The 11,930-nt window shown below is 52.0% G+C and carries 5 protein-coding genes, 1 tRNA gene and 3 rRNA genes; 8 read left to right on the forward strand and 1 reads right to left on the reverse strand.

The genetic code is table 11. The features are described from left to right. Window positions 1-5: 5 nt before the first annotated feature. Window positions 6-2,189: a fatty acid oxidation complex subunit alpha FadB gene (gene fadB / locus ACF2G4_RS15500; protein ID WP_409075109.1), complete on the reverse strand. Its 2,184-nt coding sequence runs from the start codon at window positions 2,187-2,189 to the stop codon at window positions 6-8. 186 nt (window positions 2,190-2,375) lie between these two features. On the opposite strand from fadB, the gene pepQ reads away from it, so the two are divergent. From pepQ to rrf, 8 genes are all read left to right on the forward strand, one after another. Further along, a complete protein-coding gene (pepQ, locus tag ACF2G4_RS15505) occupies window positions 2,376-3,707 on the forward strand; it encodes a Xaa-Pro dipeptidase (RefSeq protein WP_409075110.1) in 1,332 nt (443 codons plus the stop codon). Next, window positions 3,707-4,324, forward strand: a complete 618-nt coding sequence (locus tag ACF2G4_RS15510; RefSeq protein ID WP_409075111.1) for an IMPACT family protein — start codon at window positions 3,707-3,709, stop codon at window positions 4,322-4,324. Before pepQ ends, ACF2G4_RS15510 begins: the two co-directional genes overlap by 1 nt. 32 nt (window positions 4,325-4,356) lie before the next feature. Continuing rightward, the gene (gene trkH, locus ACF2G4_RS15515) at window positions 4,357-5,808 is read left to right on the forward strand and encodes a Trk system potassium transporter TrkH (protein ID WP_215847952.1); all 1,452 of its coding nucleotides are present in this window, start codon (window positions 4,357-4,359) and stop codon (window positions 5,806-5,808) included. Between the two features lie 18 nt (window positions 5,809-5,826). After that, entirely contained in the window at window positions 5,827-6,363 is a 537-nt protein-coding gene (gene hemG, locus ACF2G4_RS15520; protein ID WP_243079690.1) for a menaquinone-dependent protoporphyrinogen IX dehydrogenase, read from the forward strand. Window positions 6,364-6,769: 406 nt separating this feature from the next. Continuing rightward, a 16S ribosomal RNA gene (locus tag ACF2G4_RS15525) occupies window positions 6,770-8,311 on the forward strand. A gap of 91 nt (window positions 8,312-8,402) precedes the next feature. Further along, window positions 8,403-8,477 (forward strand) — tRNA-Glu (locus tag ACF2G4_RS15530). Window positions 8,478-8,691: 214 nt separating this feature from the next. Further along, window positions 8,692-11,598 (forward strand): 23S ribosomal RNA (locus ACF2G4_RS15535). A gap of 97 nt (window positions 11,599-11,695) precedes the next feature. Then, window positions 11,696-11,811 (forward strand): 5S ribosomal RNA (gene rrf, locus ACF2G4_RS15540). Together the 16S, 23S and 5S rRNA genes with 1 tRNA gene alongside form the textbook arrangement of a ribosomal RNA operon. Window positions 11,812-11,930: the final 119 nt, after the last annotated feature.

Raw genomic sequence — 11,930 nt, forward strand, 5'->3', positions numbered from 1 at the left:
TTACCTCAGGCGCTTTTCAGCGCAGCTTCATCAATGGGTTTGGCGGCGGGATACCAGCTTTCATGCTGGTGAGCTTTCTGCAGCAGCAACGCGGGCAGCTCGTAGAGAGCACCGAGCGAGGTATAACGTTTCGCTTGATCAACCACATTGCTATTGCCCAGCGTATCGAGATAGCGCAACGCGCCACCACGGAATGGTGGGAAGCCCAAGCCATAAACCAAGGCCATGTCCGCTTCGGCAGGTGAGGCGACAATCTGTTCTTCCAAGCAGCGCACCACTTCGTTCAGCATCGGCAGCATCATGCGGTTAAGAATCTCTTCATCCGTGAACTCGCGTTTAGGCTGGCAAACCTGTTGCAGCAGCGTATCCACTTCCGCATCTGCCACTTTTTTCAGCTTTCCTTTCTTATCTTCTTCCCAATGCCAGAAACCTTTGCCGTTCTTTTGGCCGTAACGATTGGCATCAAACAGGGCATCGATGGCATCGCGATAATTTTTCTTCATGCGCTGTGGAAAACCATCGGCCATGACGCTTTGCGCATGATGTGCAGTATCAATGCCGACCACATCCAGCAGCCACGCTGGGCCCATCGGCCAACCGAACTGTTTTTCCATGACTTTATCAATGTGACGGAAGTCCGCTCCATCGCGTAGCAGCAAGCTAAAAGCGGCGAAGTAGGGGAACAATACGCGGTTGACGAAAAAACCGGGGCAATCATTTACCACAATCGGCGTTTTACCCATTTTGCTGGCCCAGGCCACCACTTTACCGATCGTCGCTTCGCTGGTTTTCTCACCACGCACGACTTCAACCAGTGGCATACGCGGCACGGGATTAAAGAAGTGCATCCCGCAGAAATTCTCGGGACGTTGCAGCGCTTGTGCCAGTTGGCTGATAGGAATGGTGGAGGTGTTTGAGGCTAGAATGGCGTCCTGACGCAGATGAAGTTCGGTTTCAGCCAGTACCTTAGCTTTGACCAGCGGATTTTCTACCACGGCTTCCACCACGATATCGGCCTGCTCAAAGCCAGAGTAATCCAATGTCGGTTGGATGGTAGCAATGACGCTCGCCAGCTTGCCGCCATCAATTTTTCCGCGCTCCAGCAGCTTATTAAGCAATTTGCTGGCTTCATTCATACCAAGTGTTAGCGCCTGCGGATTGATGTCTTTCATTTTAACCGGCACGCCTTTCCACGCTGACTGGTAGCTGATGCCGCCACCCATAATGCCAGCGCCCAGAACCGCAGCCTGTGATGGCGCACCGCTTTCACTACTGCGTTTTTTTGCCAACGCTTTGACATATTGATCGTTAAGAAAGATACCGACCAAAGCACGAGCTTCATCCGATTGCGCCAGCGGTACAAACGCAGCCGTTTCCAGCTTTAGCGCATCGTTACGATCCAGCGCAGCAGCGGCTTCAATGGTTTTAACTGCAGTCATCGGTGCAGGATAATGTTTTCCGGCAGTTTGCATCACCATGCTTTTGGCAATAGTGAAACTCATCGCTGCTTCAATCGGGCTGAGTTTCAAAGGTGCCAGCTTTGGCGCGCGGCGTTGACGCCAGCTATTATTCACCGCTGCCTCTTTGACCATGGTGATTGCAGCCTGGCGCAGCTTGTCGCTTTCAACCACCGCGTCCACTAAACCGAGTTTCAGTGCGCTCAAACCATCAACATCTTTACCTGCCGCAATAATTTCTAAGGCGCTGTCGGCACCGAGCAAGCGGGGTAAACGTACGCTACCGCCAAAACCTGGCATGATGCCCAGTTTGGTTTCGGGTAAGCCAATACGTGCGGCGGGCGTGGCGACACGGAGATCGGTGGCCAGAATACATTCACAGCCGCCACCTAAGGCGTAACCGTCAATAGCGGCAATGGTTGGAACCGGCAAATCCTCGAGTCGATTAAATATACTGTTTGCAAAAGTTAGCCACTGGCTGAGCTTTTCGGTCGGCGCATCAAATAGTGACAGGAATTCCGTGATATCTGCGCCCACAATAAACGCTGGTTTAGCCGAGCTCAGCACCAGACCACGTAAAGTTGGTTGCTGTTCCAGTACGGCGATGGCTTCGCCCAAACTTGCCACCGTTTTTGTGTCGAGTTTATTTACCGAACCGGGTGCATCAAAAACCAGCTCGGCGATGCCGTCGTCCAGCCAGTGAAGAGAAAGATTTGCGCCTTGGTAGAGCATGTGCGTCTCCTGAAACCACGAAAGGTGATCTGGTCATACCAGATGATCGTGAGTGTGGGAGTGATGTTAATTTTTTGCAAACGGCTCTTCAGGTATTTGCTAACAAGATCACAACCTCCCGGAACACGGCATCCACTTTGCGGCTGTGCTAAACTGCGGCGATTTCGCGACTCTGGAGAAACGGCCATGGATTCACTGAAAACCCTGTATCACGCGCATATCGCTACGTTGCAAAAACGGGCACAGCAGGTGCTGGCGCACAATAAGCTTGATGCAATGCTGATTCACTCCGGCGAATTGCTGACGGTATTTCTGGATGATCACAGTTATCCCTTCAAAGTGAATCCACAGTTCAAAGCCTGGGTTCCTGTCACTCAAGTTCCTAATTGTTGGCTTTGGATTGATGGCGTAAATAAACCCAAGCTCTGGTTTTATTCTCCGGTTGATTACTGGCACAACGTCGAGCCGCTGCCGAACAGTTTTTGGACTGATGACGTTGAAGTTATTGGTCTGAAAAAAGCGGATGAGATTGGACAACTGCTGCCCGCGCAGCGCGATAACGTTGCGTATATCGGCCCGGTTATTGAGCGAGCTGGGCAGTTGGGTATTTCTTCGGGCAATGTGAACCCTAAAGCGGTGATCGATTTCCTGCATTATCATCGCAGCATCAAAACCGAATATGAGTTGGCCTGCATGCGTCAGGCGCAAAAAGTGGCGATTGCGGGGCATCGTGCGGCAAAAGAAGCCTTTTCTGCTGGTCTCAGCGAGTTTGACATCAATCAGTCTTACCTGACGGCAACGGGCCATCGCGATACCGATGTGCCTTACGGTAATATTATCGCCTTAAATGAACATGCTGCGGTGTTGCATTACACCAAGTTGGATCATCAACCACCGGCGAAACGCCACAGCTTTCTGATTGATGCTGGCGCTGAATATCTTGGTTACGCTGCTGATCTAACCCGTAGCTATGCAGCGCAAAGCGGATCGCTCTATGCCAGCTTAGTAGAAGCGATGAATGCAGAAGAACTGGCGCTGATTGCTACTTTGAAAGCAGGTGTGCGTTATACCGACTACCATCTGGAAATGCACCAGCGTATTGCCAAACTGCTGCTGAAGTTCGATTTAGTTCAGGGGCTCAGTGAAGAAGCGCTGGTGGCTGAAGATATTACTGGGCCATTTATGCCGCACGGCTTGGGCCATCCGCTGGGATTACAGGTGCATGATGTGGCTGGTTTTATGCAGGATGATCACGGCACTCATCTTGCAGCACCTTCACAATATCCTTATCTCCGTTGTACTCGCGTGCTGGAGCCGGGCATGGTGATCACTATTGAGCCGGGTTTCTATATCATTGACTCTCTGCTTGCTTCGTTGCGTGCCGGTAAGTTTAGCCAGCACATTAACTGGCAAGCCATTGATGCGCTGAAGCCGTTTGGGGGAGTGCGCATCGAAGATAATGTAGTGATTCATGCCAATCGTATTGAAAACATGACGCGCGATTTGAATCTTGCCTGATGAACGCCTTCGACATTCCCGCTGACGCGGTAAGCGTCAGTGAGGAGACGATTAAAAAAAGCCGCTTTATTACTCTGTTAGCTCATACCGACGGGGTAGAAGCGGCACGTGCCTTTGTTCAGCAGGTCAGAAATGAACATCCCGGTGCGCGTCATCATTGTTGGGCTTGGGTTGCTGGTGCTCCCAATGACTCGCAGCAGCTGGGTTTCTCCGATGATGGCGAGCCTTCCGGAACGGCGGGTAAACCGATGCTGGCACAGCTGATGGGTGCAAACATCGGTGAAATTACTGCCGTCGTGGTGCGCTATTACGGCGGCATTATGTTGGGTACTGGTGGATTAGTAAAAGCCTATGGCGGCGGCGTACAGCAAGGTTTGAAACAGCTGACGCGCACCCTAAAGGTGCCAATGAAACTCTTTTCGCTTCAGTGTGATTACGCACAACTCAGTGATATTGAACGTCTATTGCTTCGCTTTGAGGGCAAGATCGCAGAGAGTCATTATCAAGATCGCATTTCCCTGACGCTGGCCTTACCTTATGGACAAATTGATGGATTCAGACAAAATCTGTCAGACTTTAGTCGAGGCGCGTTGACGCTTTTCTCGCTCACACCTTGATCTGTTTACTCTCTTTTTAAAGGAACGGCTGAATGCATTTTCGCGCCATTACCCGCATTGTCGGTCTGCTGGTGATCCTCTTTTCGGTCACGATGATCTTGCCAGGTTTGGTCGCGCTGATCTATCGCGACGGTGCCGGTCGTGCTTTTAGTCAGACGTTTATGATGGCATTAGTTATTGGTTCACTGCTGTGGTGGCCAAACCGCAAACAGAAGACCGAGCTAAAACCGCGCGAAGGGTTTCTAATTGTGGTGCTGTTTTGGACGGTGCTGGGCAGCGTGGGTGCGATGCCGTTCATTTTTGCCGAGCAACCCCATCTTTCTATTACTGATGCGTTCTTTGAATCCTTCTCTGGATTGACCACTACCGGCGCAACCACTCTGGTGGGATTAGATTCTCTTCCTAAAGCGATTCTCTTCTATCGCCAAATGCTGCAATGGCTTGGCGGGATGGGAATCATTGTTTTAGCCGTGGCGATTCTGCCTATTTTGGGCGTGGGCGGAATGCAGTTATATCGTGCTGAAATGCCCGGTCCGCTGAAAGATAACAAAATGCGGCCACGTATCGCCGAAACGGCCAAAACGTTGTGGCTAATCTATGTGTTATTAACTATTGCCTGCGCCATCGCGCTTTGGCTGGCGGGTATGCCCGTATTTGATGCTATAGGCCACAGTTTTTCGACCATCGCTATCGGCGGCTTTTCTACTCATGATGCCAGCCTCGGTTACTTTAATAGTGGAACTATCAACACTATCGTGGCGGTATTTTTGCTGATCTCAGGCTGTAATTATGGTTTGCACTTTTCACTGCTAAGTGGACGCAACTTACGTGTTTACTGGCGTGACCCTGAATTTCGCATGTTTATTGGTGTGCAGCTCACGTTGGTTATGATTTGTACGCTGGTGCTGTGGTTTCATAATGTTTATGCCAGCGGCTGGCAAACGTTGAACCAGGCTTTCTTTCAGGTCGTTTCTATGGCGACAACCGCTGGCTTTACTACTGATAGCATTGCGCGGTGGCCACTGTTTTTACCAGTGCTGCTGCTTTGCTCTGCTTTTATCGGTGGCTGTGCGGGCTCAACGGGCGGTGGGTTAAAGGTCATTCGTATCCTGTTGCTGTGTAAGCAGGGCAATCGTGAATTGAAGCGTCTCGTCCATCCCAATGCGGTTTATACCATCAAGCTGGGTAACCGCGCGTTGCCGGAACGTATTCTTGAAGCGGTTTGGGGATTCTTTTCTGCGTATGCGCTGGTGTTCCTGATCAGCATGCTAGCAATTATCGCCACAGGCGTAGACGACTTCTCAGCATTTGCGGCAGTCGCCGCAACGCTGAATAATCTAGGCCCGGGCTTGGGGGTAGTGGCAGATAACTTCACCTCAATGAATGATGTGGCTAAATGGATTTTGATCTCCACGATGCTGTTTGGTCGTCTCGAAGTATTCACGCTGTTGGTGCTGTTTACGCCAACTTTCTGGCGTGAGTAATAAATAAGGATACTAACAATGAAAGCACTGATTCTTTTTTCCAGCCGCGATGGGCAAACGCAACTCATCGCTTCTTCTATAGCGAAAGAGCTGGAAGGGAAGCAGGCATGCGATGTGCTGAATATTTTGGATACGACCAATGTGGAATGGACACAGTATGATCGCGTGCTGATTGGGGCCTCAATTCGCTATGGGCATTTTCATCCGGCAGTAGCAGAGTTTGTTAAGCGCCATCAGCGTGAACTACAGCAACGTTCCAGTGGCTTCTTCTCCGTAAACCTAACTGCGCGCAAACCAGAGAAACGCTCGCCTGAAACAAATGCGTATACCGCTAAGTTTCTTAATCAGTCTCCTTGGCAACCAGATTGCTGTGCTGTGTTTGCTGGCGCGTTACGTTATCCGCGTTATCGCTGGTTCGATCGCATTATGATTCAGCTTATTATGCGAATGACCGGTGGCGAAACTGATTCAAGTAAAGAAGTTGAATACACCGACTGGCAACAAGTGACGCGTTTCGCCCAAGAATTTGCACGTTTACCAGGCAAGACGAGTTAAAAAAACACGATTTGTTGAAAATTAAATCGAACGATAATTTATTTGAAATAAACTCTTGTCAGCCCGAAAGAACTCCCTATAATGCGCCTCCACTGACACGGCAAACCGGCAACGGGATGGCGGTTCAGGAGACACAGGAAACTGCGTCGCCGGAGAAAACTTCTGAAAAAGGGGTTGACTCTGAAGGAGAGAAGCGTAATATACGCCACCTCGCGACAGACCGGCCAAGCCGCTGTTCGCACTGCTCTTTAACAATTTATCAGACAATCTGTGTGGGCACTCGCAGGATGGATATCAGCGTCTCCGGACGTAAAAAATATCAAGCCTCACGAGTGAACACATAATGAAATTCATTATGACGTTTTACAGATGAGCACCGCTTAACTTGTTTAAGCAAATCAAACTTAAATTGAAGAGTTTGATCATGGCTCAGATTGAACGCTGGCGGCAGGCCTAACACATGCAAGTCGGACGGTAGCACAGGAGAGCTTGCTCTCTGGGTGACGAGTGGCGGACGGGTGAGTAATGTCTGGGAAACTGCCCGATGGAGGGGGATAACTACTGGAAACGGTAGCTAATACCGCATAACGTCGCAAGACCAAAGTGGGGGACCTTCGGGCCTCACACCATCGGATGTGCCCAGATGGGATTAGCTAGTAGGCGGGGTAATGGCCCACCTAGGCGACGATCCCTAGCTGGTCTGAGAGGATGACCAGCCACACTGGAACTGAGACACGGTCCAGACTCCTACGGGAGGCAGCAGTGGGGAATATTGCACAATGGGCGCAAGCCTGATGCAGCCATGCCGCGTGTATGAAGAAGGCCTTCGGGTTGTAAAGTACTTTCAGCGGGGAGGAAGGCGATGCGGTTAATAACCGCGTCGATTGACGTTACCCGCAGAAGAAGCACCGGCTAACTCCGTGCCAGCAGCCGCGGTAATACGGAGGGTGCAAGCGTTAATCGGAATTACTGGGCGTAAAGCGCACGCAGGCGGTCTGTTAAGTCAGATGTGAAATCCCCGGGCTCAACCCGGGAACTGCATTTGAAACTGGCAGGCTTGAGTCTCGTAGAGGGGGGTAGAATTCCAGGTGTAGCGGTGAAATGCGTAGAGATCTGGAGGAATACCGGTGGCGAAGGCGGCCCCCTGGACGAAGACTGACGCTCAGGTGCGAAAGCGTGGGGAGCAAACAGGATTAGATACCCTGGTAGTCCACGCCGTAAACGATGTCGACTTGGAGGTTGTGCCCTTGAGGCGTGGCTTCCGGAGCTAACGCGTTAAGTCGACCGCCTGGGGAGTACGGCCGCAAGGTTAAAACTCAAATGAATTGACGGGGGCCCGCACAAGCGGTGGAGCATGTGGTTTAATTCGATGCAACGCGAAGAACCTTACCTACTCTTGACATCCAGAGAACTTAGCAGAGATGCTTTGGTGCCTTCGGGAACTCTGAGACAGGTGCTGCATGGCTGTCGTCAGCTCGTGTTGTGAAATGTTGGGTTAAGTCCCGCAACGAGCGCAACCCTTATCCTTTGTTGCCAGCGATTCGGTCGGGAACTCAAAGGAGACTGCCGGTGATAAACCGGAGGAAGGTGGGGATGACGTCAAGTCATCATGGCCCTTACGAGTAGGGCTACACACGTGCTACAATGGCGCATACAAAGAGAAGCGACCTCGCGAGAGCAAGCGGACCTCACAAAGTGCGTCGTAGTCCGGATCGGAGTCTGCAACTCGACTCCGTGAAGTCGGAATCGCTAGTAATCGTGGATCAGAATGCCACGGTGAATACGTTCCCGGGCCTTGTACACACCGCCCGTCACACCATGGGAGTGGGTTGCAAAAGAAGTAGGTAGCTTAACCTTCGGGAGGGCGCTTACCACTTTGTGATTCATGACTGGGGTGAAGTCGTAACAAGGTAACCGTAGGGGAACCTGCGGTTGGATCACCTCCTTACCTGAAGATACCTTCCCGCGAAGTGCTCACACAGATTGTCTGATAGAAAAGTAATGAGCAAGACGGCTGCGAAGTCGTGACACACCTTTGTGTCCCCTTCGTCTAGCGGTTAGGACACTGCCCTTTCACGGCGGTAACAGGGGTTCGAATCCCCTAGGGGACGCCACTTGCTTGGTGACAGGTGAAAGGTGTCTCCACAAAATATCTCAAAGCCGGCTTTTCAGCCGTGTTTGAGATATTGCTCTTTAACAATCCGGAACAAGCTGAAAATTGAAACGACGCGCGCCGCATCCCTCCGTAATAAGGGGTGCACAGGCGACGCGTTCGAGTCTCTCAAATGCTTACAGCACGCAGCGTTGCAAAACGCCTGTGGGTTGTGAGGTTAAGCGACTAAGCGTACACGGTGGATGCCCTGGCAGTCAGAGGCGATGAAGGACGTGCTAATCTGCGTAAAGCGACGGTAAGGTGATATGAACCGCTACAGCCGTCGATGTCCGAATGGGGAAACCCGGTGCACTCAGTGCATCATCGCAACATGAATACATAGTGTTGCGAGGCGAACCTGGGGAACTGAAACATCTAAGTACCCAGAGGAAAAGAAATCAACCGAGATTCCCCCAGTAGCGGCGAGCGAACGGGGAGCAGCCCAGAGCCTGAATCAGCTTGTGCATTAGTGGAACGGTCTGGAAAGTCCGACGGTACAGGGTGATAGTCCCGTACACAAAAGTGCACAAGCTGTGAGCTCGATGAGTAAGGCGGGACACGTGGTATCCTGTCTGAATATGGGGGGACCATCCTCCAAGGCTAAATACTCCTGACTGACCGATAGTGAACCAGTACCGTGAGGGAAAGGCGAAAAGAACCCCGGCGAGGGGAGTGAAACAGAACCTGAAACCGTGTACGTACAAGCAGTGGGAGCCTCTTTTATGGGGTGACTGCGTACCTTTTGTATAATGGGTCAGCGACTTATATTCTGTAGCAAGGTTAACCGTATAGGGGAGCCGCAGGGAAACCGAGTCTTAACTGGGCGTTAAGTTGCAGGGTATAGACCCGAAACCCGGTGATCTAGCCATGGGCAGGTTGAAGGTTGGGTAACACTAACTGGAGGACCGAACCGACTAATGTTGAAAAATTAGCGGATGACTTGTGGCTGGGGGTGAAAGGCCAATCAAACCGGGAGATAGCTGGTTCTCCCCGAAAGCTATTTAGGTAGCGCCTCGTGAACTCATCTCCGGGGGTAGAGCACTGTTTCGGCTAGGGGGCCATCCCGGCTTACCAACCCGATGCAAACTACGAATACCGGAGAATGTTATCACGGGAGACACACGGCGGGTGCTAACGTCCGTCGTGAAGAGGGAAACAACCCAGACCGCCAGCTAAGGTCCCAAAGTCATGGTTAAGTGGGAAACGATGTGGGAAGGCACAGACAGCCAGGATGTTGGCTTAGAAGCAGCCATCATTTAAAGAAAGCGTAATAGCTCACTGGTCGAGTCGGCCTGCGCGGAAGATGTAACGGGGCTAAACCATGCACCGAAGCTGCGGCAGCGGCGCGCAAGCGCCGTTGGGTAGGGGAGCGTTCTGTAAGCCGTCGAAGGTGGACTGTGAGGTCTGCTGGAGGTATCAGAAGTGCGAATGCTGACATAAGTAACGATAAAGCGGGTGAAAAGCCCGCTCGCCGGAAGACCAAGGGTTCCTGTTCAACGTTAATCGGAGCAGGGTGAGTCGACCCCTAAGGCGAGGCCGAAAGGCGTAGTCGATGGGAAACAGGTTAATATTCCTGTACTTGGTGTTACTGCGAAGGGGGGACGGAGAAGGTTAGGTTAGCCGGGCGACGGTTGTCCCGGTTTAAGCGTGTAGGCTGGCAGTCCAGGTAAATCCGGACGGCCTCAAGGCTGAGGCGTGACGACGAGGCACTACGGTGCTGAAGTAACTGATACCCTGCTTCCAGGAAAAGCCTCTAAGCATCAGGTAACACAAAATCGTACCCCAAACCGACACAGGTGGTCAGGTAGAGAATACCAAGGCGCTTGAGAGAACTCGGGTGAAGGAACTAGGCAAAATGGTGCCGTAACTTCGGGAGAAGGCACGCTGGCGCGTAGGTGAAGGGACTTGCTCCCGGAGCTGAAGCCAGTCGAAGATACCAGCTGGCTGCAACTGTTTATTAAAAACACAGCACTGTGCAAACACGAAAGTGGACGTATACGGTGTGACGCCTGCCCGGTGCCGGAAGGTTAATTGATGGGGTTATCCGCAAGGAGAAGCTCTTGATCGAAGCCCCGGTAAACGGCGGCCGTAACTATAACGGTCCTAAGGTAGCGAAATTCCTTGTCGGGTAAGTTCCGACCTGCACGAATGGCGTAATGATGGCCAGGCTGTCTCCACCCGAGACTCAGTGAAATTGAACTCGCTGTGAAGATGCAGTGTACCCGCGGCAAGACGGAAAGACCCCGTGAACCTTTACTACAGCTTGACACTGAACCTTGAGCCTTGATGTGTAGGATAGGTGGGAGGCTTTGAAGCGCGGACGCCAGTCCGCGTGGAGCCAACCTTGAAATACCACCCTTTAATGCTTGATGTTCTAACGTAGGCCCGTAATCCGGGCTGCGGACAGTGTCTGGTGGGTAGTTTGACTGGGGCGGTCTCCTCCTAAAGAGTAACGGAGGAGCACGAAGGTCAGCTAATCACGGTCGGACATCGTGAGGTTAGTGCAATGGCATAAGCTGGCTTGACTGCGAGAGTGACGGCTCGAGCAGGTGCGAAAGCAGGTCATAGTGATCCGGTGGTTCTGAATGGAAGGGCCATCGCTCAACGGATAAAAGGTACTCCGGGGATAACAGGCTGATACCGCCCAAGAGTTCATATCGACGGCGGTGTTTGGCACCTCGATGTCGGCTCATCACATCCTGGGGCTGAAGTAGGTCCCAAGGGTACGGCTGTTCGCCGTTTAAAGTGGTACGCGAGCTGGGTTTAGAACGTCGTGAGACAGTTCGGTCCCTATCTGCCGTGGGCGCTGGAAAACTGAGGGGGGTTGCTCCTAGTACGAGAGGACCGGAGTGAACGCACCGCTGGTGTTCGGGTTGTCACGCCAGTGGCACTGCCCGGTAGCTAAGTGCGGAAAAGATAAGTGCTGAAAGCATCTAAGCACGAAACTTGCCCCGAGATGAGTTTTCCCTGACCCCTTGAGGGTCCTGAAGGGACGTTGAAGACTACGACGTTGATAGGCCGGGTGTGTAAGCGCAGCGATGCGTTGAGCTAACCGGTACTAATGACCCGTGAGGCTTAACCTTACAACGCCAGAGGCGTTTTGGTTGTAGAGACAGAGATTTTCAGCTTGTTCAGCGGATAACCCTGCGCGGCGAAAGCGGCGCGGGACAACAGAATTTGCCTGGCGGCTGTAGCGCGGTGGTCCCACCTGACCCCATGCCGAACTCAGAAGTGAAACGCCGTAGCGCCGATGGTAGTGTGGGGTCTCCCCATGCGAGAGTAGGGAACTGCCAGGCATCAAATAAGTAAAAAAGCCCTTTGCATCCGCAAAGGGCTTTTTTACGTCTGGAGTTTGTACTGGCTTTCGATTATAAGCGATAAAATCATCCCAACATGCTGTATGTGATGCGGTAAA

The organism is Pantoea phytostimulans, assembly GCF_046118715.1.
Taxonomy (GTDB): Bacteria; Pseudomonadota; Gammaproteobacteria; order Enterobacterales; family Enterobacteriaceae; genus Pantoea; species Pantoea phytostimulans.

What these genes read in the sequence shown, in the direction of transcription:
- fadB (WP_409075109.1), bottom strand. Translation starts at nt 2,189, where the DNA reads ATGCTCTACCAAGGCGCAAATCTTTCTCTTCACTGGCTGGACGACGGC.
- pepQ (WP_409075110.1), top strand. Translation starts at nt 2,376, where the DNA reads ATGGATTCACTGAAAACCCTGTATCACGCGCATATCGCTACGTTGCAA.
- ACF2G4_RS15510 (WP_409075111.1), top strand. Translation starts at nt 3,707, where the DNA reads ATGAACGCCTTCGACATTCCCGCTGACGCGGTAAGCGTCAGTGAGGAG.
- trkH (WP_215847952.1), top strand. Translation starts at nt 4,357, where the DNA reads ATGCATTTTCGCGCCATTACCCGCATTGTCGGTCTGCTGGTGATCCTC.
- hemG (WP_243079690.1), top strand. Translation starts at nt 5,827, where the DNA reads ATGAAAGCACTGATTCTTTTTTCCAGCCGCGATGGGCAAACGCAACTC.